A 22,287-nucleotide genomic window follows, 5' to 3' on the forward strand; every position below is an offset into this window, starting at 1 on the left:
GCGGGGACTTGGCTGCGGTCATCGATAGCGCGTGCCGTCGACCGTCGGCGGCGGGAGTGGCGGCCGCCGGTCGTGGGGCGTGGTGCTGGCGGCGGCGGGTTCGCGTACGCGCAGGAAGCGCGCGAAGCGCGGCAGGCCGTTGCGGGTCAAGCCGTTGTAGCGGTAGGTGACCAGGCTGCCGATCGCCGGCGGCGCCACGCGATCGGCAGCCTTGAAGCCGCTGCCGATGCGGAAGCGGGCGCCATCGGCGCGCTCCACCAGCAGCGCGCCGAGCAGGCCGGCGTACTTGCCCTTGCCGGGCAGGTGCGCGACCACCCGCGCGTCGGCGTCGTTCCAGGATTTGAGCTTGAGCAGGCCGCTACTGCGGCCAGCGATGTAGTGGTTGTCCTGGTGATGCAGCATCAGCCCTTCGCCGCCGGCCGCCACGGTGGCTGCCAGATGGCGATGCAGCGTGCCGGTATCGGCGATGCGCTGTTGCGGAACCAGCGCCAGGGTCGGCGAGGCGGCCTTTTCGACGAGTGCGCGCAGCGCCGCCAGGCGCTGGCTGAAGGTGCCGCCGTGCCCGGGCAGGTCGAAGACCATCAGCCGCAGGCTTCGCCAGTCATCCGCGTCGGGCGGATAGCGGCGCACGCTGCTGCTGGCGTGTTCGAAGCGGCCGCGCCCTGCCCACAGCTCGCCGTCCAGGGGCTGCGGCGGCCAGCCGCGGGTGAATCCGTCGGGGGCGTCGATGCGGTGGCCGGCGCGGGTCCACAGGGCGTGCCCGTCCCAGCGCGCGCGTACGCCGTCGAGCTTCTCGCTGACCCAGTAGCGGGAGACGTCCGGCCCGTCGCGCCACTGGCTGGCCAGCATCGGTGAAGGCACCGCCGCCGCCTCGGTGCGGGGCAGCAGCAACAGGTACAGCAGCAGGGTCCACAGGCGGCGCATGCTGGCTCCAGGAATGACTGGAGTAACAGCGTGCGCGCGGCGCAGGGGATGGTTGGATCGGGCGCGGCGCCGGCAGGGTGTAGGGACCTGCCACGCCGCAGCGTGGGTCAGGAACCGGGCAGGGTGTCCAGGAAACCGCGCACGGCTGGGCCGTAGCGGTCGTAGTCCACCAGGAACGCATCATGGCCCTGCGGCGAGTCCATGCCGATGAACTGGGCGTCGGCGCCACCGGCGCGCAGGCCGTCGGCGATCTGCTGCTGCTGCTCGACCGGAAACAGGATGTCGGTGTTGGCACCGATGGCCAGTGCGCGTTGCACGTGGATCTTCGCCAGCCCGGCCATGACGTCGCCGGCGCCGTACTCGGCCAGGTCGAACCAGTCCATCGCGCGGCCCAGGTACAGGTAGCAGTTGGGGTCGAAACGGCGCACGAAGCGGCGCGCGTGGCCTTCGAGGTAGCTTTCCACCTGGAACTCGAGGCCGAACGGATCGTCGTCGCCCTGCTCCGAATCCAGCCGCACCCGGCCGAAACGGCCGTCCCATTCCAGCGCCGAGCGGTAGGTGATGACGCCCAGCTTGCGTGCCATGCGCATGCCCGATTCCGGGTAATGGACGTCGTCGTAGTCGCCGCCGTTCCAGGCCGGGTCCAGGCGGATGGCCTCGCGCTGCAGCGAGCGGATCGCGATGGAGAAGGGCAGCGCCTGCGCGCTGCCGGAAATGTTGATGTGGGTGCGGGCGATGCCCGGATGCTGCAGCAACAGCGCCAGCGCGGTCATGCCGCCCATCGAGTTGCCGACCAGGCAGGCCAGCTGTTGGATCCCGAGCGCGCGCACCACCTCGGCCGCGGCGTTGGCGATGTCCTCCACCGACAACTCCGGGAACGACAGCCGGTAGGGCCGGCCGGTCGCCGGGTCCAGCGACGCCGGGCCGGTGGAGCCCTTGCAGCTGCCCAGCGAGTTGACGCAGACCACGAACCAGCGCTCGGTATCGATCGGCTTGCCGGGGCCGAGCATGGGCTCCCACCAGCCGGGCGCGGGTTGCCGGGATGGCTGGCGGCGTGGGCATCGGGCGACAGCCCGGTGACGATCAGGATGGCGTTGCCGGCATCGGCGGCCAGCGTGCCCCAGGTTTCGTAGGCGATGCGCGCGCCGTGCAACTGGCCGCCGCGCTTCATCGGGAACGGCGAGGCCAGAGCGTGGAAGCGGCTGCCTTCGGGGATGAACTCGGTCATCGGCCGATTCTACCGGCCGTGCGCCGATACGGGGATGGCACGCGATGCCCCGGCGTTATCAGGGCATGCGCCGTGGTTACCACGGCCGTGGGCAATGCCGCCGCGGCAACCGCCACGGGGCGGGGCCAGCAGCCGGATCGACAGGGGGCGCCGCGGGGCGTCGGCTGCCGGGGCGGGCCAGGCCGGGCTCAGCGGCCGTGATCGTCGCGCCTGGACAGCCAGCCGTGGATCAGCCCGGCCTGGAAGAACCGCACCGGGGGCTGGAAACCACCCGCGGCGATGAGCGCGGCGATCTGCTCCGGCGGCAGTATCCCGACGTCCCGGGCATAGGCATCGCGCATGCGTTGCATGGCGTCGGCGGAAACCTCGGCCGCGGCCATCATGTTCATCCATGCGCGCAGGAGCACGTCGTAGGCGGGCGACTGCACGTCCGCGGCCAGGTCGGAGCTGGCGAGGATTGCACCTGGCGCGAGCCGGTGCGCGATTTCTCGGAAGAAGCCGGTGCGGACCGTCGTATCGAGAATGAACTGGGAGACCAGGAAGCAGGTGGCCGCGTCGAAGCGGCCGCTGTCGGGCAGTGATTCCAGGTAGCCTTCATGGAAGTGGCAGCGCGCCGACAGGTTCTCCCTCGCGGCGGCCTGGCGGCACAGGGCGAGCATCGCGCCGGACGGTTCCACCGCGGTGAACTGCCAGCCGGGGTGGTTGCGGGCCAAATGCAGCAGTTCCGCGCCGGTACCGGCCCCGACACAGAGGATGCGGGCATCCGCGGGCAGTGCGGCGAAGGCCGAATCCAGCAGCAGGTGCAGGCAATCGCGGATCGGGTGGGTCCTGGCCCACTGCGCGTCGTAGCCGGCTGCCTGCTGGTCGAACAGTCGCGTGATCTCGTCCTGGTTCACTGCCTGCGCGCCTGCGGCCGGGTCACGGTTGGCCGAGCGTGATCCGCAGCGGTCCGCTCGCGGGCAGGGCGACCTTGACCGGTAGCGACTCCACGTCACCGTCCTGGCGCATCGCGGTGCCGCTGGCGGACAGCCGCGCGAACACCTCGACCTCGCCCAGCGCGGAAAGCTTCTGCGTGGGCATCGGGCTGTCGGCGTCGTCCAGGGTGACGGTGAGCGGCCCGGCCTGCGCCGGATGCCGCTCGACCGCGACCGGCATCGGCGGGCCACCGGGGACCCGGGCGATGACGAACACGGTGTCCTTGCCGGTGGCGGCGCGGGCCTGCAGCGACGGCGACAGCGTGACCTCGACGGTGATCGCATGCGCGCCGGCGGCACCGCTGGCCGCGGCGGGCGTGGGCGGCGGCATGCCGGCGTCGGCGCGGGCGGCGTCGATCTGTTCGCGCAACGCGGCGGCGGCGTTGGGATCCAGCCGCGGCAGCAGGCTTTCCCAGGTGCGCACCGCGGCTTCGTTGTCGCCACGCTGGCGCTGCACGATGCCGGTCAGCCAGAGCGCGCGCTGGTTGTCCGGCGCCACCTTGCGGGCACGTTGCAGCCATGCCACGCCGGTGTCGTCGAACAGCATCTTCGGATGCGCGCGGGCGCGCGCCTGCGCGGCTTCGACCAGCAGTTCCGGCTGGTCGGGATCCAGCTTCAACGCGCGCTCGAACGAGGCGGCGGCCTCGGCCACGCGCCCGAGTTCGAGCTCCGAACGTGCCAGCAGGACCCAGCCTTCGGCGCGCTCGGGGTGCGCTTCCAGCACCGTGCGCAACTGGGCGACCGCCTGCTCGAGGGTCTGCGGTGGCGCGGTATCCGGCGCCTGCAGCGCCGCCGGCGTGCCCAGCCACAGGTACAGGCCCACGGTGGCCACCGCCATGGCGCCGGCCAGGGTGCCCCAGATCGCGCGCTTGCCGGCGCGCAGCAGCGGCCACAGCATGGCGCCGCCGGCGACGGCGGCCAGCAGCGCGGCCAGCGACAGAAATACCGCTTTCACCATTCGCGTTCGTCCTGGTTCGCATCGTCGGCCGCGGGCGCGGGCAGGGCGCGGCCGCGCCGCTTCACATGCGCGTAGAGCAGCCCCGCGCCAGCCAGCAGCAGCACGCCCGGGCCCAGCCACAACAGCAGGGTGCTGCCTTCCATGCGCGGGCGATAGAGCACGAATTCGCCGTAGCGTTCGACCAGGAACTGCTTGATCTGCGCATCGCTGCGGCCTTCGCGCATCAGGTTCAGCACTTCGCGGCGCAGGTCGTGGGCGATCTGCGCGTTGGAGTCGGCCAGCGATTGGTTCTGGCACTGCACGCAGCGCAGCTCGGCGGCCAGCGCGTGGAAGCGCGTCTCCTCGGCGCGGTCACGGTACTGCAGCGGGGCCGGGTCGCCCATCGGCTGCGCCATCGCCAGCCACGGCAGGCACAGCGCCAGCAGCATGGCCAGCAGCCGCGTCATCGCGCGCGCTTCCCGCCAGCCCCGGCCTCGATCTTCTCCAGCGCCGGGATCAGCTGCCGGTCGAGTACGTCCTGGGTGATGGCGCCGCTGTACTTCCAGCGCACGATGCCGCTGCCGTCCACCAGGAAGGTTTCCGGCGCGGCGGCGATACCCCAGTCCAGCGCGGTGCGGCCTTCCTCGTCGGCCAACACCACCATGTAGGGGTTGCCCAGCTGCTCCAGCCAGCGCAGGGCGTCGGCGGGCGCGTCCTTCCAGTTGTAGCCGATCACGCGCACGCGCTTGGTCTCGGCGAAGCGGGTGAGGATCGGGTGTTCGTCACGGCAGGTCGGGCACCAGCTGCCCCACACGTTGAGCAGGTACGGCGCGCCGCGCAGGTCGTGGCCGCTGACCTTGACGGTCGGGTCGTGCAGCACCGGCAGCGAGAAATCCGGTGCCGGCTTGCCGATCAGCGCCGACGGCAGGCTGTCGCGGTCGGGCCGGTCGGAACGGCTGACGCCATAGAGCATCAGCCCGACCAGGCCGAGGAAGAACAGCGCGCCGATGATCAGCGCGACCGGCGGCAGGCGGTGGGGATTCGGATTGGAAGGCGTGTCGGACATCAGGGTTTCTCGGGCAGCCGGCGGAAGCGGCGGTCGACGGCGGTGACGAAGCCGCCCAGGGCCATCAGCAGCGCGCCCAGCCAGATCCAGCGGACGAAGGGCTTGACCTGCACGCGGACCGCCCAGGCACCATCGCCCAGCGACTCGCCGAGCGCAACATACACATCGCCGCCCAGCGCCGGATGGATGCCGGCCTCGGTCATCGGCATGCCGCCGCTGGCGTACATGCGTTTTTCCGGGTGCAGCAGCGCGACCTCGCGGTCGCCGCGGAACACACGCACGTGGCCGCGGTCGGAGTGGTAATTGGGGCCGTCGCTGGCATCCACGCCCTCGAATGCCAGGCGGTAGCCGCCGGCCTCGACCGTGCTGCCCGGCGCCAGCGCCACCTCATGCTGGATGCTCAGCGCCTCCACCAGCAGCGCGCCGACCAGGAACACGGCGATGCCGGCATGGGCGATCAGCATGCCCCAGGTTTCGGCGTTGGGGCGTCCGCCACCGCGCAGGCGCTTCCACAGCACGTACCCGGTGCCGGCCGCCACCCACGCCGCGGCGGCGATGCCGGCGGCGGTCTTGAGCTTGCCCTGCGGTGCCATGAACCAGCCCACCACGCCCAGCAGCAGCGCCAGCACCGCCCAGGGCGCCAGCAGCGCAAGCGGCCGCAGCCCCTGCTCGCGCTGCCAGCGGGTCAGCGGGCCGAACGGCAGCAGCAGCACCAGCGGCGCCATCAGCAGCAGGAACAGCGTGCCGAAGTAGGGCGGTCCCACCGAGACCTTGCCCAGGTCCAGCGCGTCGGCCAGCAACGGATACAGCGTGCCCAGCAGCACCATGGCGCAGGCGCAGCTGAGCAGCAGGTTGTTGGCCAGCAGCAGGCCTTCGCGCGAATTGAGCGCGTAGGCGCGGCGCGGATCGGCCGGCCCGCCCATGGCCGGGGCCCGCAGCGCGTAGAGCAGCAGCGCGCCGCCGATCACCAGCGCCAGGAACACCAGGATGAACAGGCCGCGCGCGGGGTCGGCGGCGAACGAGTGCACACTGGTGAGCACGCCCGAACGCACCAGGAAGGTGCCGAGCAGCGACAGTGCGAACGCGGTGATGGCCAGCAGCAGGGTCCAGCCGATGAACACGCCGCGCTTTTCCGTGGCGGCCTGCGAATGCAGCAGCGCCGCGCCGGCCAGCCAGGGCATGAAGCTGGCGTTCTCCACCGGGTCCCAGAACCACCAGCCGCCCCAGCCCAGTTCGTAGTACGCCCACCAGCTGCCCAGGGCGATGCCCAGGGTGAGGAAGGCCCAGGCCACGTTGGTCCACGGCCGGGTCCAGCGCAGCCAGCGCACGTCGATGTGGCCGTCGAGCAGGGCGGCGACGGCGAAGGCGAACGGTACCGCGAACCCGACATAGCCCAGGTAGAGCATCGGCGGGTGGATGATCAGGCCGGGGTCCTGCAGCAGCGGGTTCAGGTCGCGGCCCTCGACCGGCGCCGGCAGCAGCCGCTCGAACGGGTTGGAGGTGAACAGCAGGAAGGCCAGGAAGCCCACGCTGATCAGGCCCATCACCGCCAGCACCCGCGCCATCACCACCGGCGGCAGGCGCCGCGAGAACCCGGCCACCGCCGCGGTCCACAGCGCCAGCACCAGGGTCCACAGCAGCAGCGAGCCCTCGTGCGCGCCCCACACCGCCGAATAACGGTAGATCACCGGCAGCAGCGAATTGGAGTTCTCGGCCACGTAGCGCAGCGAGAAATCCTGGCGCACGAAGGCCAGGGTCAGCACCACGAACGCGCCCAGCACCGCGGTCAGCTGCAGCAGGGCGGCGGGGCGGGCGATGGCGACGAACGGGGCGATGCCGCGCTGCGCGCCGACCAGCGGCAGGACGCTCTGCAGCAGTGCCGCCAGCAGCGCGAGGATCAGCAGGACCTGTCCGATCTCGGCGAGCACTCAGCGCGACTCCGCCGGGGTGGCCGTGGCCGGGACCTGGTGCTTGTCATGGGCCACGCCCATCTTGTCGGCCAGTTCCTTGGGCATGTAGGTCTCGTCGTGCTTGGCCAGGACCTCCTCGGCCACGAACACGCCGCCGGCCATGCGCCCGGTGGCGACCACCGCCTGGCCCTCGCGGAACAGGTCCGGCAGGATCTTGTCGTAGGTCACCGGCAGCTGCGCGTCGCCGTCGGTCACCTCGAAGCGCGCCAGCAGTGCGCCCGGGGCGCGCTGGAACGAGCCCTTGGCGACCATGCCGCCGAGCCGGAAGCGGGCGTCGGGCGCGACCTTGCCGGCCTTCACCTCGGCCGGGGTGTACAGGTAGGCGATATTGCGCTGCAGGGCGGTGGCCACCAGCGCGGCGGCGATGCCGGCCACGGCAAGCACCAGCAGCACCAGCAGCAGGCGGCGGCGTTGGACCGGACTCATCGGCTCAGTTCCTGGTCGCCGGGCGCGGCGGCCGCGGCAGTGCGGCTGGCGCGCGCCAGGCGGTTGCGTACCTCGCGCAGCTGCCGCCGCACCTGCAGGCGCGGGATGGCGAAGTCCCAGGCCAGCACCACGAAGAACACCGCGTAGGCCAGGGCGACGTACTGGAAATAGGTCATGTCAGTTTCTCCACGCGCTCGCGTACCCAGGCCTTGCCGGCCTCGCGGCGCAGGTTGTCGGCACGGGCGCGGGCCAGCAGCGAGCCGGCGAACCAGAACTTGGTAGCCAGCACCATCAGCCACAGCGGCAGGATCATGCTGCCGTCCATGCTGGATTCGCCGAACATGCGGATGGTCTGGCCCTGGTGCAGCGAGTTCCACCACACCACCGAATAGCGGATGACCGGCAGCAGCACCACGCCGACGATGGACAGCAGCCCGGCGGCGCGCGCGGCGGCGCGGCGGTCGTCGATGGCGCCGTACAGGCCCATCACCCCCAGGTACAGGAACAGCAGGATCAGCTCGGTGGTCAGGCGCGGGTCCCAGTCCCACCAGGTGCCCCACATCGGCTTGCCCCAGATGCTGCCGGTGAGCAGGGTGATGAGGGTGAAGGCGGCGCCGATCGGCGCGCAGGCCATGGCCAGGATCTCGCACAGCTTGACCCGCCAGACCAGGGCGATGGTGCTGTAGAGCGCCATCAGCCCGAACACGAACAGGCTCATCCAGGCCGAGGGCACGTGGATGTAGAGGATGCGGAAGCTGTCGCCCTGCTGGTAGTCGGCCGGCACCACCGCCAGCGCCTGCCACAGGCCGAAGGCGAACAACGGCAGCGAGGCCACGTAACACCATGGCGACCAACGGGCGGCGAAAGCGTCGAAATAGGCAGGGGACCCCAGCCGATGGAACCAACCTGGCAAACCTTTGAACATCCGCTCGCTCGTCGAGGAAAACGATGGCGGGGTGGACCCCATCCACCCCGTTGCCGGGCACCGCGAAGCACGTGCGCCCGGCGGCTCGTGAAGATTAGCCCAAGACGGCGCGGTTGGCACGGCCAGCCCGCGCCGTGGCGGTCACTTCAGGGTGAGCGTGCCCTTCATCAGCGCCGCGTGGCCGGGGAAGCTGCAGAAGAACGACAGCGGCGCGCCGGCCGCGGTGAGCTTGGCCACCGGAATGCTGAACGAGGTGCTTTCGCCGCCGCCGACCACCTTGCTGTGGGCGATGACCCGGGTGTCCCCGGCCTTGATGTAGTCGGCGGCCAGCCCGGCCTTGATGCCGTCGGCGTCGATGCCGGCCATGTCGGCGGTCTTGGCGACGACCACGTTGTGGCCCATCACGTTCTTGGCCATTTTGCCGGTGTGCTTGAGGTTGACGGTGAAACTGGCGCAGCTCTTGGGCACGTCGATGTTGGCCATGTTGTAGCGCATGGCGTCGTTGCCTTCCAGGTTCACCGAGCAGCTGCCGGCGGCCTGGGCGGCACCGGCGGCGCCGAGGGCCAGGGTGGAAGCGAGGATCAGTTTGCGGAACATCGTCAAAGCTCCTGTCTACGGGGAGGGGCCGCCGCTGCGGGCGGATGGCCGGCCATGCTGTCGCCGGCGTTTCGGGTTGACAAGCGACGTGATGTCGCAGGGGGGGGCGGCCTGCGCCGCGTCGTGCATGCTCAGTCCTCACCCAGGCCGGAAAGCCAGGACGAGACGGCCTGGATGCTGTCCGCGTCCAGCCGCCGGCCGATGCCGCCCATGATGAAGTCGCTGGTGGAGTCGTGCAGGTCGCCTTCGTGGTATTCAGCCAGCTTGCTCTGCAGGTAGGCCGCCTGCTGGCCGCGCAGGACCGGGAAGGTGGCGTACGGCGTGCGCCCGTTGCGGTCGGCGACATCGGCATCGCGCATGCCGCGGGCATCGGCGCCGTGGCAGCCCTGGCACGGGGGGATGCCCTTGGCGGCATCACCGTGCAGATAGAGCGCCCGGCCGCGTTCGAGCAGCGCGGCGTCCACCGGTTCGGCGGGCGTGTTGCCGGTGCCGGCCCGCGCCGCGGGCAGCGGCAGGCTGGCGTAATAGGCCGCCAGGTCGCGCATGTCCTGGTCGTCGAGGGTACTGACCAGGGGCGTCATCGGTGACAGATGGCGCCCGCGCTTCAGCTCGACCAGTTGCCAGTAGGCGAAGTCGGCGCGCTGCCCGCCGATGTTGGGGAACGGCGGCGCGGTGCCGCCGCCGTCGTCGCCGTGGCAGGCGCCGCAGACCTGCGATTTCCGCTTGCCGGCGGCCGCGTCGCCGCTGATGCGCGGGACCGCGCGCAGGTCGAGGTAGCGCGGATGCAGCGTGGCCGCAGGCGCGTCGCCGTCCGCGCCGCTGGCGACAGGGGCCAGGCCGGCCAGGCCGCCGGCAAGCACCAGCGGGAGCAGGGGGCATTTCATAGCGCCACCTCCAGCATCATTCCCAGCAGGTTGACGCGGTAGCTTGACGGGCCGCCATCGACGTACACGCGGTGGTCGTAGACCAGCGTGTCCTCGAAACCGAAGTAGTGCCAGTCCGAGAGGTTGCCGCGCTCCCAGGTGTCGAACACGCGCAGCCGCACGCGCTGGCCCAGCGGCATCGACAGCCCGGCGGTGAGCGAGTTGACCCGGTAGACCATCACCGGGTAGCTGCCGCTGGCCAGCGCCGCGTTGGCCGGCACGGTGAGCGCGCCGGGCGAATTCATGCGGTAGCCGGTGCGCCCGCGCGAGGACGTCCAGTTCCAGGCCAGGTCCAGGCTGGCGCGGCCGAGCCGGCGGCTGAGGTTCAGCCCGGCATAGTGGTTGGGCTGGGTATCGTCCATCCACCAGCGGTTGGCCTCGGGATAGGTGGGGCCGCCGAGTTGCGGGTCGCCGCCGGCGGCCTCGTTGACATTGGCGAACACCAGCTCGGAGCGGTCGTGGCCGTACCAGGCGCTGGCGGTGGTGTCCGGGTCCGGCTGCCATTCCCACTGCACGCTGGTGGCGTAGCTGTCCAGCTTCTGACGCCCGATCCGTGCATCGTAGTGGTTGCGGTCCGCGCGCGCGGAGACGTAGACGGTCATGTCGCGCGGCAGGATGAAGGTCGCCATCAGGTCCAGCTTGTGCTGGGTACGCGAGGCGATGTCGTATTTGCGCAGCGCCGCGACCGTGTGCGGCGGCAGCCCCGCGGCCGGTTCGACGAAGCCCGGCAGCGAACTGGAGAAGGTGAACTCGTATGGGTTGTAGTAATAGCGGCTGCCACCACGGTCCAGCCAGCTGTAGTTGGCGCGCAGGGTGAGCCAGTCGGCGGTGCGGTTGTTCCAGCTCAGCCTGAGCATGTTGTCGCGGGTGGTGGCGACCTCGCGGTGCGCACGCTCGATCCAGGTGAAGGCGTAGGTGGCGCCGAGCGTGTTGCGCGGCGACGGGCGCCAGTCCAGGCCGGTGGAGAGCTCGCGGGTTTCCTTGTCCAGCGGCAGGTTGCGGATGCGGGTGAGCACCGAGCGGTTGGCGCCGGGGTCCCACAGGCCCATCTCGCCGGGCACCACCGAGCCCTGGGCGCCGTTCTCGGCGATGTAGCCCCACTGGTCGGTCAGTGGGTTGTACGACCAGTAGGTGCCGGCGTAGTCCTCGCGCAGGTAGCGCGCGGTGCTGCGCCAGGTCAGGCCGTCCAGCGGCTGCAGCACCAGGCGCGCGTCGAGCTTCTGGTTGTTGATCGCCATGTCGGCGCGGTCGCGCGACAGCGCGGCGGTGGTGTTCCAGTCCGCGCAATTGGCCAGGAACGGCGGCGCCAGGTCCTGGCCGAACTGCCCCTGGCAATCCATCGGTGGCAGCAGGCGGTCGTTCTGGCGCATCGTGCTCAACGACGCGGCGAGGGTGAAATCGCCCTTCCACGCCGGCAGCCGGCGGCTCACGCTGGCGCCAAGCCGGTGGTAGTCGTTGTCGGGCTCGTAGGCGAACGAGCCCTGGTACAGCGGGGGCGAATTGGCCCCGGCCACCGAGCCGACCGCGAACGGCACCGCGTAGCTGAAACTGCGCTGGGCATGGCGGAACAGCGAGCCGGTGTAGCTGAATTCGCTGCGCCACAGGTTGCCGACGAAGCGGAAGCCGCCGCTGAAGTTGAGCGTGCTGTCGTCGATCGGGCGCGGGATCTCGTAGATGCCGCCGTTGTTGGCGAACGGGTAGTTGAAGAAGAACGGGCCGCCGAACGGGCGCGCGCCCTTGCGCTGCTCGTGGGTGAGGCTCGCATAGGTGGTCCAGCGCGGATTGAGCAGGTAGTTGATGCTGACGCCCTGCTTGTCGCGCACCACGGCCAGGGTGATCGGCGGCTGCGCGGCGGAAACGGCCGCGACCTGCGCCGGACTGCTGCCGGCCGCGGCGAGCCCCGGCTTGAGCGTGAGCCGGTCGCTGCCCACGCCGTCCCAGATCGAGCGCGCGTTGCCACTGAGTACGTTGGGCGAGCTGCGCATGAAGGCCTGCACCCGGTAGCGCCCGGCCTGGCCGAACAACGCGCGGTAATACTGGTTGTCCCGGTCCAGCCGGCTCAGGCGCAGGTCGGCATAACGGCCGTCGCTGGCGCGGCGCAGGCTGAAGTCGGCCTGCAGCAGCAGACCGTCGTCCGGGTTGCGGAACCGCCGCCAGTTGGTATTGGCGGTGTCGCCGCTGACGTGCAGGTAGCCCAGTGCGACGTCGCCCGACCACTGCCAGCCACCGTCGCCGGCCGGCTTCAACGCCGGCACCTGCGGGTTGCAGCCATACAGGAAGCCGGTTGGCGTGCGCTTGGGGGTCGCCGTCAGCCAGCTGGTGCCGTCCGGGTCGCAGCCGCGCCAACCGACGCGGCCGGACGGGTCCAGCCAGTTGCCGAACTGCAGGTCGATGCCGGCGCCACTGTCCTGTGCCCGTGCCAGCGCGGCCAGCAGGGCGAGGGGCAGCAGCGGCCAGCGGCAGGCATGGGGGCGTTTCCACATGTGCATGGCGTCCTCCCGTTACTTGTGCAGGCGTGGGCCGGAGGGGTGATTGGAGCCGTGGACCTGCGCGTGGCAGGTGATGCAGCCGCGGCCCATCAGGCGTTCGTCCGGTGTCACGCCATTGCCGAGCGACAACTCCGTCTGCAGGTCATTGGGGTGGCGGGTGTGCGAATGGCACTGCTGGCACAGCATCGGGATCGGAGCGACCAGCAGGGCGTGCTGGTTGGAACCATGCACCTGGTGGCAGTTGAGGCAGCTCTCGCGCACCGGCGCGTGTTCGAACAGGAACGGCCCGCGTTTTTCGGCGTGGCACTGGTAGCAGGTCTCGTTGACCGTGTCGGTCTTGAGCAGGGTGGCGTTGAGCGTGCCGTGCGGATTGTGGCAGTCCACGCAGCTGATCTGGCCTTCCGGCAGCGGCATGTGCGAGCGGCGGTTGAACTGCTGGCGGATGTCCTTGTGGCAGGTGGCGCAGGTCTCGCTCACCGACTGCTTGGCGGTCAGGCCTTCGGCGGAGAATTTCTGCATGGGATTGTGGCAGTCGCTGCACGACAGCTCGTTGCGCTGGTGGATCGAGCCCAGCCATGTGTCGCGCGGGCCGCCGGAATGGCAGCCCAGGCAGCTTTCGGTCTGGTTGGCCACGGGCGTGCCGCCCTCGTGGGTGAAGGCGATGATCGCGCCCTTGGCGGTCGGGTTGGCCGCATGCACCGAGCCGGGGCCATGGCAGGCCTCGCAGGTGGCGGTGGCCGGATTGGCGGCCAGCGCCACCTGCATGCCCAGCGCATGCGCGGTGTGCGCGAAGTTGTCGCTCTCCTTGGCATGGCAGGCCGTGCAGACCTGTTCGCCGACCGGCTTGGCCTCGGGGTGCGCCGTGTTGCGCGCGGGCACCGCGTCGGCGAAGCCGGGCGGGGCGTTGAAGCCATGCCCGGAAACGGAGGAGGCGAAGCGGGTCTCGGGGAGCTTGACCGCCTGTGCCGGGGCGCCGGCCTGGACCGGGGCCAGCCACGCCGCGGACACCAGCAACGCGGCGGCAAGCAGCAATACGGATGCGAGATAGAACCGCACGTTCTTCTCCTTGTTGCCCCTGCCAAGGGGGATGGCAACAGCGTAATTGCGATTACGGTGCGATTTTGAGAAAGCGGGCGTTCAGGTCAAGCTGCAACGCAGCAAGTCGGCGTTCAGGAACGGGGGAGGGCGCCCTGCAGGAACAACCGTACCGCTGAGCGGGTACGGGCCTGGATCCGCGGCAGATGGGTGGCGTCGACCCAGCCGCTGACGGACTGGATGATCAGCCCGCCGAAGACCAGCATGTAGAAGTGGTCGGCGGCCATGTCCGGGTCCTCGATGCGCAGGCGGCCGGCGCGCGCTTCGCGGGCGAAATACTGGCTCAACAGCCGTTCCATCGGCTGGATGCCATGGGCGCGGAACCAGTCGCGCAGGGCCGGTTGGCTGATGCCTTCGGCGGTGATGATGCGGTGGCAGGCGATGCGCGCGGGACTGAGGATCTCCTCGACCATGTGGCAGGCCGCTTCCTCCAGCGCCTGCCCGGGTGGCAACGGCGAATCCAGCAGGTCCTCCACCTCCTTGCCGAAGTCACGGATGCTGCGCTCCATCAGCGCGTGGACCAGGCCTTCCTTGTCGCCGAAGGCGCGGTACAACGTGGACAGCGAACCGCCGGCGCGCTTGACGATGTCCGCCAGGCGCGCGTCCTGGTAGCCCTTCTCGTTGAATACTTCGATGGCGACGTCCAGAAACCGCTCCACGCGCCGTTCGCCGCGACGTTGCAGTTCCACCGCCGGGCGTGGCGGAAGCGTGGGTTTTTCCGGGGGCGGGTGCGGTGGCTGGCGCATGCGGGGGTGCGGATGGAGCCCGGCGCCAAGGATAGCGCCTGCGCTGCTCAGGAGCTGGCGATGCGGATCGCGGCCGCGGCGGTCAGCGGCGCCAGCAGCAGGCTCACCACCAGGCCCGCACCGAGCAGCAGCAGTGCGCCGCTGGCATCGAAGCCCTGTGCCGCCGCCGCCACCGCGCCGGCGCCGAACACCAGTACCGGAACGTACAGCGGCAGCACCAGCAGCGCCAGCAGGATGCCGGAGCGGCGCATGCCCACGGTGAGCGCGGCGACCACCGCGCCGAGCAGGCTCAGCAGGGGCGTGCCCAGCGCCAGTGAGGCCACCAGTACCGGCAGCTGCGCGCGCGGCAGCTGCATCAGTTCGGCCAGCAGCGGACTGACCAGCACCAGCGGGAAGGCGGTGGTCAGCCAGTGCGAGAACACCCGCACCGCGACCAGCCATGGCAACGGCACCGGCGACAGCAGCCACTGTTCCAGCGATCCGTCCTCGGCATCGCCACGGAACAGGGTGTCCAGCGACAGCAGCCCGGCCAGCAGCACCGACAGCCACAGCACGGCCGCGGCCACCCGCTGCAGCAACTCCGGATTGCCGCCCAGGGCCAGGGCGAACAGCGCCACCACCAGTAGCGCGAACAGAATCGGCTGCGCGGCGTCGCCGCGACGCCGCCACAGCAGTTTCAGGTCGCGGGCGAGCAGCGCCCGGGCGGCGTCGAGCAGGGTGGGCTGCGGTCCGGGCAGGCTCATGCGGCGGCCTCCACCGCGGCAGGGCCGAGGGTGAGCGTGCGGTTGCGCACCGGTGGCGCGGCATAGGCGCCGTGGGTGGTGACCAGTGCGGCGCCGCCGCTGCGCAGGTGCGCGGAAATCATGCGGTTGACCAGGTTGATGCCGTCCAGGTCGAGATTGGCGTAGGGCTCGTCCAGCAGCCATACCGGTGCCGGCGACAGCCACAGCCGGGCCAGCGACAGGCGCTTCTTCTGGCCGGCCGACAGCTGCCGCACCAGGGTGTCCTCGTAGCCGGCCAGGCCGACGATGGCCAGGGCGTTGCCGGGCATCTGCCGCACCCGGCGGCCCTGCAGGCCGCACAGCACGTGCAGGTTCTCCAGCGTGCCCAGGTCCTGCTTGAGCGCGGGCAGGTGGCCCAGGTAGGCGATGTAGCGCGAGCGGTCGCCGGCGCCGGCGGTGCGGCCGTCGATCTGGATCGTGCCGTCGTCGGCGCGCAGCAGCCCGGCGAGCACGCGCAGCAGGGTGGTCTTGCCGGCGCCGTTGCCGCCCTGTACCAGCAGCGCCTCGCCGGCATCCACGTGCAGGTCCAGGGGCCCGAACACCGGGTCGTCGTTGCGGGTGAAGCGCAGTCCGCGCGCGTCGAGCAGCGGCGGGGTGTTCAGGGTCGCGGTCATCGGATCGGGCGCTTCCGTCCTTGGGTGGGAGCGCAGCCAGGCTGGCGCATCGGGCGCGACATTATAGGCATTGCCGCCGGTGCCGCAGCGCGGGCGAGGGCGGTCGTCGCCGCCGGCATTGCGTAAACTCGTCGTTTCCCTTCCCCGACGCCGACGCATCGATGCAACCGCAGACCAAGCTGCCCAAGGTGGGCACCACCATCTTCACCGTGATGTCGCAGCTGGCCGCCGAGCACGGCGCGGTCAACCTGGGCCAGGGCTTCCCGGACTTCCCGGCGCCGCAGCGGCTGATCGACGAGACCGCCCGTGCCATGCGCGAGGGCCTGAACCAGTACGCGCCGATGACCGGCGTGGCGCCGCTGCGCCAGGCCATCGCGCAGAAGGCATTGGACTGCTACGGCGCGCAGGTCGATCCGGATACCGAGATCACGGTGACCTCCGGCGGCACCGAGGCGATTTTCAATGCCATCCATGCGGTGGTGCGCGCCGGCGACGAGGTCATCGTGCTCGACCCGGCCTACGACTGCTACGAGCCGGCCATCGACCTGGCCGGCGCGCGCGCGGTGCATGTGGCGCTGGACCCGCGCACCTTCGCCGTGGACTGGGACAAGGTGCGCGCGGCGATCACCCCCAGGACGCGGATGCTGATGGTCAACACGCCGCACAACCCGTCCGGCGCGATGCTCTCGGCCGCCGACATGCAGGCGCTGGCCGACGTGCTGCGCGGCACCGGCATCTACCTGATCTCCGACGAGGTCTACGAGCACATCGTCTATGACGGCGCCCGCCACGAATCGGCGCTGCGCTACCCGGAGCTGCGCGAGCGCGCGTTCGTGATCTCCAGCTTCGGCAAGACCTACCACTGCACCGGCTGGAAGATCGGCTACGCCATCGCCCCGCCGGCGTTGAGCGCCGAGTTCCGCAAGGTGCACCAGTACAACACCTTCACTACCTACGGCCCGGCGCAGTACGGCTTTGCGGCGATGATCCGCGACGAACCGGAGCACCACCTGGAACTGGGCGCGTTCTACCAGGCCAAGCGCGACCGCTTCCGCGAACAGCTGCTGACCACGCGGCTGCAGCCGCTGCCGGTGCCGGGCGGTTACTTCCAGCTGGTGGATTATTCGGCCATCAGCGACCTGCCGGACCACGAGTTCGTGAAGTGGCTGACCATCGACAAGGGCGTCACCGCCATCCCGCTGTCGCCGTTCTACGAAACCGCGCCGGCTGGGCAGCGCCTGGTGCGGCTGTGCTTCGCCAAGAACGACGCCACGCTGGATGCGGCGATCGAGCGCCTGGTGAAACTGTGACGGACGAAACGCCCGGCAACGACTGGAAACTGACGTTGCGCTACGGGCGCGCCGCCACGCCATTCCAGCACTACGCGCTCATCGCCGATGGCGTTGCCGGGGCGCTTGGGGACGGCTTTGAATGCCGTCCTGGGCCGGCGGTGATGGCGATGAAGGGGTGGGCAACGGATGCCGACGCCGCCGCGGACATGCGCCGTTTCACCAGCGGCAGGATCGGCTTCGAGATGGCGGGGCGGGTTGAAATCCACGAGACGCCGCCGGGCCAACCGCCGCGCGAAAATCCTTTCGGCTACGACATCTGTTTCGTGCCTTATGACGGTGATACCGATGAATGACCTCCGCATTTCCCTCGTGCAGGGCGACACCCGCTGGCACGACCCGGCGGGCAATCGCGCGCATTACGCCGCGCTGCTGACGCCGCTGGCCGGCACCACCGACCTGGTGATCCTGCCGGAGACCTTCACCAGCGGCTTCTCCAACGACGCCATCGACAAGGCCGAGGACATGGACGGCCCGACCGTGGCCTGGATCCGCGAACAGGCGCGCGCGCTGGGCGCGGCGGTCACCGGCAGCGTGCAGTTGCGCGTCGACGGCGGGGTCTTCAACCGCCTGCTGTGGGCCACGCCCGATGGCGGGCTGTGGCACTACGACAAGCGCCACCTGTTCCGCTATGCCGGCGAGCACAAGCGCTATGCGGCCGGGCGCGAGCGCCTGTGCGTGGAGCTGAAGGGCTGGCGGATCAATCCGCAGATCTGCTACGACCTGCGTTTCCCGGTGTTCTGCCGCAATCGCTTCGACGTCGAGCGCCCCGGGCAGATGGATTTCGACCTGCAGATCTTCGTCGCCAACTGGCCGTCGGCGCGCGCCCATGCCTGGCGCACGCTGGCGCGCGCGCGGGCGATCGAGAACCTGTGCTACGTGGCCGTGGTCAACCGCGTGGGCGTGGACGGCAACGGCCTGCATTACGCCGGCGACAGTGCGGTGATCGACTTCCTCGGCCAGCCGCAGGTGGAAATCCGCGAGCGCGAGCAGGTGGTGACCACCGTGGTCTCGGCGCAGGCACTGGCCGAGCACCGCGAGCGGTTCCCGGCGATGCTGGACGCCGATGCCTTCACCCTGGGCTGACCCGGGGCGACGCTGAACGCCGGCCGGATGGCGCGGCCGTTACCTGTCTGCGGACGCGGGCGCGCTGCTAGGCTCGCCGCGTCCCCTTGCGAGTGGAGAGCGAACCATGAAGATCCTGGCGGGAGCCCTGCTGCTGGCGGCTGCGGTTGTCGCACCGTCCGCCCACGCGGCCGGCAACATCGACTGCGAACTGCGTTTCAACCTGTCCGGCTGGTCGATCTTCTACAAGACCGCCACCGGCACCGGCACCATCACCTGCGACAACGGCGCCAGCATCCCGGTGAAGATCAGCGCCAAGGGGGGCGGCCTGACGGTCGGCAAGTCCACGGTCAGCGATGGCCGCGGCAGGTTCACCGGTGCCTACAGCGTCAACGACCTGATCGGCACCTACGGCGGGGCCGAGGTCCATGCCGGCGCATCCCGTTCCAGCAACGCCCAGGTGGTGACCAAGGGCGACATCTCGCTGGCCCTGGCCGGAACCGGTCGTGGCTGGGACCTGGGCGTGGGTTTCGGCAAGTTCGTGATCGAACGGCGCTGAGTTTCCGCTGCCCGATGCCCGGTCGCCCGCCGGGCATCGGGTTCAGTTCTGCGTGGTCACCGGGAACGCCTTCAGCGCTGCCCACACGATGGGCTTGGCCCATCCGGGTACCTGGGTGAATTCCTTCCGCGTCGTGGGGCAGAGAATCCGTCCGCGTTCCACTTCCAGTACCAGCAGCGGCTCGACCCTGCCATCGGCGTCGGCCGCCCGGCTGTTGTCGTAGAGATGCAAGGCGGTGAGGTGCGGCAACAGCGCGATCAGGTTCAACCGCGAACTGTCGAAGCGCTGGCGGATCTTGCCTTCGGGTATGTCGTGGCCGCCGTTGGCGACGCGTCCGGCGACGCGCTGCAGGTGCAGTTCGATGCTTTCCAGCCCGCAGAACCAGAGGCTGACCTCGTGCTGCCGCGCACAGGCTTCGCGCAACAGGGCAGGGATGGTGTTCGCGCCCAGCGTGGTCTCAAAGGCGTAATCGACGTCGTTGGCCATGGCTGCGCGCAGCCGGCGTACGCCTTCCTGCCAGGCGGTCGCATTGGCCTCATCCTGCGGCCAGCCGCATTCGACCAGCCGGCGGGTAAATGCGTCCGGGTTGAACCAGACCGCGCCATCCTCTGCCAGCATCGCCCCCAGCAGCGAACTCTTGCCTGCGCCATTGACGCCGGCAAGCACCAGGATCTTCGCCATCGCTTACGACGACTTGCCCAGGACGATCGTGCGTCCGCGGCGGGCGGGGCGGGCCAGGGCGTTTGCCAGGCTGCCCGCCTGCAGCGTCGCCAGGTGGGCGTCGAACTCGGCCTGGAGGGCCTGCAGCGACTGTGCGCGCTGCGCCGCGGCGGAACGGCCGTTGGCCTGGTCAACCAGGCGCTGGTACTCCTCGGCTGAGACCACCACCGCCTGTGGATGATTGTGATTGGTGACGACCACCGCGCCGTTCCTGAGCACCTTGCGCATCAGTTCGGGCCAGCCTTTGGCCTTGACGTCGCTGGCGGGCGTCTTTTCCAGATCGGGCAGGTTCAGGATCAGATCCATGGGGCTGTCCAGCGAAGGGATAAGCTGAAAATATCCCAAATTTCCCATTTTGGGTAAATTTCGCATGGCCGGTTCAGGGCGGAGCGGGGAACCGTAAAGCAGAACGCCCGGCGCTGGGCCGGGCGTTCATGTCATGCACGGGCAGGCGGCGGGCCGTGACGGCCGGCCTGCGCCTCAGCCACCGCGCGGCCCGCGACCGCCGCCGCCGGGACGACCACCACCGGGGCGGCCGCCGCCCGGGCGGCCCGCCGGACGGCCACTGCCGCCGGGACGGTTGCCGCCGCGCGGTGCGCCGGAAGGACGGTTGCCGGCCGGACGCACGCCGTACGGGCTGAAGCCCGGGTGGCGTGGTCGGACGGGAAGCTCGGGGCATTGCCCGGATGGCCGTAGGGATGCTTGCGCTGGCCCTGGCTCTGGCCGGCGCCCTGGCCGCCGCCCTGCGGACGCCCCTGGCCACTGCCGCTGCGTGCGGCGCCGCCGGCACCCGGGCGCGGCTTGCCGTACGGGCGGCCCTGGCCGTCGCCGGCCGGGCCACGGCCGGGACCGCGGCTGCCGGACGGACCGGCGTTGCGGTGGCCGCTGGGCCCGGTGCTCACGCCTTCGGGCACGTACCAGGTGCGGAACGCGGCGGGATTGCCTTCCGGCAGGCTGCGGTCGCCCTTGGGCTTGCGCTGCTTGAACGGCTTCTGCGACTGCTTGGCCGCCGCTTCGCCGCTGACGGTCAGGCCGCCCTTGAAGCCGCCGCCCTTGCCGCCGCGGCCACGGCCGCGGTCTTCGCGCAGGGTGTCGAAGCGGCGCAGTTCGCGGCCTTCGTCGGCGGTGTTGTGGCCGTTGACGTAGGCATTGCCGCGGCCGCCTTCGCGCACGCGCACGGTGGTCTTGGCCGCCTTGCGCTGGCCGATCACCGGCTGCAGGGTCAGCGCCGAGGGCGCGCCTTCTTCCAGCTTCAGTTCGGCGCGCAGCGCCTCGACCTGGGCCTGGGGCAGTTCCACCGACTGCCCGCGCAGCAGTTCGCGCGGCAGTTCGACCTTGCCGTAGCGGGTGCGCTTGAGGCGGCTGACCTGGCAGCCCTGCGATTCCCACAGGCGGCGCACCTCGCGGTTGCGGCCTTCCTTGACCACCACCCGGAACCAGTCGTGCGAGTCGGTGCCGCCGATGCGTTCGATCTCGTCGAACTTGGCCGGGCCGTCTTCCAGCGCGACGCCGCGGGCGAGGCGGTCGACGACGTTGTCCGGCACCTTTTCCTGGCCTTCCGGGGCACGCACGCGCACCACGTACTCGCGCTCGACCTCGAACGACGGGTGCATCATGGCGTTGGCCAGTTCGCCGTCGGTGGTGAGCAGCAGCAGGCCGGTGGTGTTGATGTCCAGGCGGCCGATGGCGATCCAGCGCGCGCCCTTGAGCGGCGGCAGCGACTCGAACACGGTCGGGCGGCCTTCGGGGTCCTCGCGGGTGGTCACTTCGCCTTCGGGCTTGTTGTAGACCAGCACGCGCGACGGGTCGGTCAGCGCGCTGGCGACGAAGCTGCGGCCGTCGAGGTCGATCTTGTCGCCGCTCTTGACCGACATGCCGGTCTGCGCGGTCTCGCCGTTGACCTTGACCAGGCCGTCGGCGATGCGCTGTTCCAGCGCGCGGCGCGAGCCGAGGCCGGCCTGGGCCAGGACCTTGTGCAGGCGTTCTTCCAGCCGGGGCTGCTCGACAGCGGCTTCGCGCTTGAGCGAGAGCTTGTTCAACGACGGCTTGCGGGGGTGTCACTCATTCTGTTTGGCTCCGGCCGGCGTTTTCTTCGTCGGCCTCAGGTTCGGGATCGGCTTCGTCAACAGCCACGGTCGTCGTCGCGACGGCGTTGTTTCCGGTGTCTTCCACTTCCGCCGCGCGCTCTCCCGGCGCGGCGTCGGGTTCGCCCGTGGGGGCGGTGTCGGGTGCGGCATCCCGGTCGTCAGGGGCTGCCGCGGTGTCGGTGTCGCCGCGCCCGGCAGCGTCGTCCGCTGCGGGGCTGGCCGTGGCGGCGAGCGGCGCGGCCAGCTGGCCGTCGTCGCCCAGCGGCAGCTGCGGCTCCAGCTCGCCGATGTCGCGCAGTTCGGACAGCGGCGGCAGTTCGTCCAGGCGCTTGAGGCCGAAGTAGTCCAGGAACGCGCGGGTGGTGCCGAACAGCGCCGGCTTGCCGGGCACGTCGCGGTGGCCGACCACGCGGATCCATTCGCGCTCTTCCAGCCCCTGGATGATGTTGCTGCTCACCGCCACGCCACGCACCTGCTCGATCTCGCCGCGGGTGATCGGCTGGCGGTAGGCGATCAGGGCCAGGGTCTCCAGGGTGGCGCGGGTGTAGCGGGTCTTGCGTTCGGTCCACAGCCGCGAGACCCAGCCGTGCACCTCGCGGGTGATCTGGTAACGGAAGCCGGAGGCGACCTCGACCAGCTCCACCCCGCGCCCCTGGCAGTCTTCGCGCAGCAGCTCCAGCGCGCGTTCGACGCTGCCCGGCGGCGCCGGCTGATCCTCGGGGAACAGCTCCTGCAGCTGCGCCAGGGTCAGCGGCTGGCTGGAGGCCAGCAGCGCGCCTTCGACGATGCGGTTGATCAGCGGTTGATCCAT

At 70.5% G+C, this 22,287-nt stretch carries 21 protein-coding genes and 3 pseudogenes; 4 read left to right on the forward strand and 20 right to left on the reverse strand.

What is annotated here, in order from left to right; genetic code table 11:
* Positions 1 to 18: 18 nt before the first annotated feature.
* From B1L07_07125 to B1L07_07200, 16 genes and pseudogenes are all read right to left on the reverse strand, one after another.
* Positions 19 to 924, reverse strand: a complete 906-nt coding sequence (locus B1L07_07125) for a DNA ligase (protein AUZ54902.1) — start codon at positions 922 to 924, stop codon at positions 19 to 21.
* A gap of 107 nt (positions 925 to 1,031) precedes the next feature.
* A pseudogene (locus B1L07_07130) lies at positions 1,032 to 2,152 on the reverse strand (homoserine O-acetyltransferase).
* A gap of 188 nt (positions 2,153 to 2,340) precedes the next feature.
* Positions 2,341 to 3,048 (reverse strand): SAM-dependent methyltransferase, encoded by a 708-nt coding sequence (locus B1L07_07135; protein AUZ54903.1) that lies wholly within the window; start codon positions 3,046 to 3,048, stop codon positions 2,341 to 2,343.
* 22 nt (positions 3,049 to 3,070) lie between these two features.
* A complete protein-coding gene (locus B1L07_07140) occupies positions 3,071 to 4,084 on the reverse strand; it encodes a cytochrome C biogenesis protein (protein AUZ54904.1) in 1,014 nt (337 codons plus the stop codon).
* A complete protein-coding gene (locus B1L07_07145; protein ID AUZ54905.1) occupies positions 4,078 to 4,530 on the reverse strand; it encodes a cytochrome C biogenesis protein in 453 nt (150 codons plus the stop codon). Before B1L07_07145 ends, B1L07_07140 begins: the two co-directional genes overlap by 7 nt.
* Positions 4,527 to 5,129, reverse strand: a complete 603-nt coding sequence (locus tag B1L07_07150; GenBank protein AUZ54906.1) for a thiol:disulfide interchange protein — start codon at positions 5,127 to 5,129, stop codon at positions 4,527 to 4,529. The genes B1L07_07145 and B1L07_07150 overlap by 4 nt, the downstream gene beginning before the upstream one ends.
* Positions 5,129 to 7,525: pseudogene (locus tag B1L07_07155) on the reverse strand (cytochrome c biogenesis protein CcmE). Before B1L07_07155 ends, B1L07_07150 begins: the two are co-directional and overlap by 1 nt.
* The gene (locus B1L07_07160; GenBank protein AUZ54907.1) at positions 7,522 to 7,701 is read right to left on the reverse strand and encodes a heme exporter protein CcmD; all 180 of its coding nucleotides are present in this window, start codon (positions 7,699 to 7,701) and stop codon (positions 7,522 to 7,524) included. Before B1L07_07160 ends, B1L07_07155 begins: the two are co-directional and overlap by 4 nt.
* On the reverse strand, positions 7,698 to 8,450 hold the full coding sequence (locus B1L07_07165; GenBank protein AUZ54908.1) for a heme ABC transporter permease: 753 nt from the start codon (positions 8,448 to 8,450) through the stop codon (positions 7,698 to 7,700). The genes B1L07_07160 and B1L07_07165 overlap by 4 nt, the downstream gene beginning before the upstream one ends.
* Positions 8,451 to 8,591: 141 nt before the next feature.
* Complete coding sequence (locus tag B1L07_07170; GenBank protein AUZ54909.1) at positions 8,592 to 9,047, reverse strand: azurin; 456 nt, start codon at positions 9,045 to 9,047, stop codon at positions 8,592 to 8,594.
* 131 nt (positions 9,048 to 9,178) lie between these two features.
* On the reverse strand, positions 9,179 to 9,931 hold the full coding sequence (locus B1L07_07175) for a hypothetical protein (protein ID AUZ54910.1): 753 nt from the start codon (positions 9,929 to 9,931) through the stop codon (positions 9,179 to 9,181).
* Positions 9,928 to 12,459, reverse strand: coding sequence for a hypothetical protein (locus B1L07_07180; protein AUZ54911.1), 2,532 nt, complete (start codon positions 12,457 to 12,459; stop codon positions 9,928 to 9,930). Before B1L07_07180 ends, B1L07_07175 begins: the two co-directional genes overlap by 4 nt.
* A gap of 12 nt (positions 12,460 to 12,471) precedes the next feature.
* A complete protein-coding gene (locus tag B1L07_07185) occupies positions 12,472 to 13,548 on the reverse strand; it encodes a cytochrome C (GenBank protein AUZ54912.1) in 1,077 nt (358 codons plus the stop codon).
* Positions 13,549 to 13,628: 80 nt separating this feature from the next.
* The gene (locus B1L07_07190) at positions 13,629 to 14,243 is read right to left on the reverse strand and encodes a hypothetical protein (GenBank protein ID AUZ54913.1); all 615 of its coding nucleotides are present in this window, start codon (positions 14,241 to 14,243) and stop codon (positions 13,629 to 13,631) included.
* Positions 14,244 to 14,347: 104 nt separating this feature from the next.
* Positions 14,348 to 15,043: a heme exporter protein CcmB gene (locus tag B1L07_07195; GenBank protein AUZ54914.1), complete on the reverse strand. Its 696-nt coding sequence runs from the start codon at positions 15,041 to 15,043 to the stop codon at positions 14,348 to 14,350.
* Positions 15,040 to 15,696 carry a heme ABC transporter ATP-binding protein CcmA gene (locus B1L07_07200; protein AUZ54915.1) on the reverse strand — a complete coding sequence of 219 codons (657 nt, stop codon included), beginning with the start codon at positions 15,694 to 15,696 and terminating at the stop codon, positions 15,040 to 15,042. The genes B1L07_07195 and B1L07_07200 overlap by 4 nt, the downstream gene beginning before the upstream one ends.
* A 161-nt stretch (positions 15,697 to 15,857) precedes the next feature.
* Here B1L07_07200 and B1L07_07205 point away from each other — a divergent pair, with 161 nt between their 5' ends.
* From B1L07_07205 to B1L07_07220, 4 genes are all read left to right on the forward strand, one after another.
* Positions 15,858 to 17,006: an aminotransferase gene (locus tag B1L07_07205; protein AUZ54916.1), complete on the forward strand. Its 1,149-nt coding sequence runs from the start codon at positions 15,858 to 15,860 to the stop codon at positions 17,004 to 17,006.
* 143 nt (positions 17,007 to 17,149) lie between these two features.
* Positions 17,150 to 17,341 (forward strand): hypothetical protein, encoded by a 192-nt coding sequence (locus B1L07_07210; GenBank protein AUZ56501.1) that lies wholly within the window; start codon positions 17,150 to 17,152, stop codon positions 17,339 to 17,341.
* Positions 17,334 to 18,131 (forward strand): amidohydrolase, encoded by a 798-nt coding sequence (locus B1L07_07215; protein ID AUZ54917.1) that lies wholly within the window; start codon positions 17,334 to 17,336, stop codon positions 18,129 to 18,131. Before B1L07_07210 ends, B1L07_07215 begins: the two co-directional genes overlap by 8 nt.
* Before the next feature lie 106 nt (positions 18,132 to 18,237).
* Positions 18,238 to 18,669 (forward strand): hypothetical protein, encoded by a 432-nt coding sequence (locus B1L07_07220; protein ID AUZ54918.1) that lies wholly within the window; start codon positions 18,238 to 18,240, stop codon positions 18,667 to 18,669.
* Between the two features lie 42 nt (positions 18,670 to 18,711).
* On the opposite strand, the gene B1L07_07225 is transcribed toward B1L07_07220, so the two are convergent.
* From B1L07_07225 to B1L07_07240, 4 genes and pseudogenes are all read right to left on the reverse strand, one after another.
* Complete coding sequence (locus B1L07_07225; protein ID AUZ54919.1) at positions 18,712 to 19,350, reverse strand: hypothetical protein; 639 nt, start codon at positions 19,348 to 19,350, stop codon at positions 18,712 to 18,714.
* A gap of 3 nt (positions 19,351 to 19,353) precedes the next feature.
* Positions 19,354 to 19,695, reverse strand: coding sequence for a prevent-host-death protein (locus B1L07_07230; protein ID AUZ54920.1), 342 nt, complete (start codon positions 19,693 to 19,695; stop codon positions 19,354 to 19,356).
* A 174-nt stretch (positions 19,696 to 19,869) separates the two neighbouring features.
* Positions 19,870 to 21,454, reverse strand: a pseudogene (locus B1L07_07235) (23S rRNA pseudouridylate synthase B).
* The gene (locus tag B1L07_07240; GenBank protein ID AUZ54921.1) at positions 21,451 to 22,287 is read right to left on the reverse strand and encodes an SMC-Scp complex subunit ScpB; all 837 of its coding nucleotides are present in this window, start codon (positions 22,285 to 22,287) and stop codon (positions 21,451 to 21,453) included. The pseudogene B1L07_07235 and the gene B1L07_07240 overlap by 4 nt, the downstream one beginning before the upstream one ends.

The sequence above is a fragment of the Stenotrophomonas acidaminiphila genome, assembly GCA_002951995.1.
GTDB lineage: Bacteria > Pseudomonadota > Gammaproteobacteria > Xanthomonadales > Xanthomonadaceae > Stenotrophomonas > Stenotrophomonas acidaminiphila_A.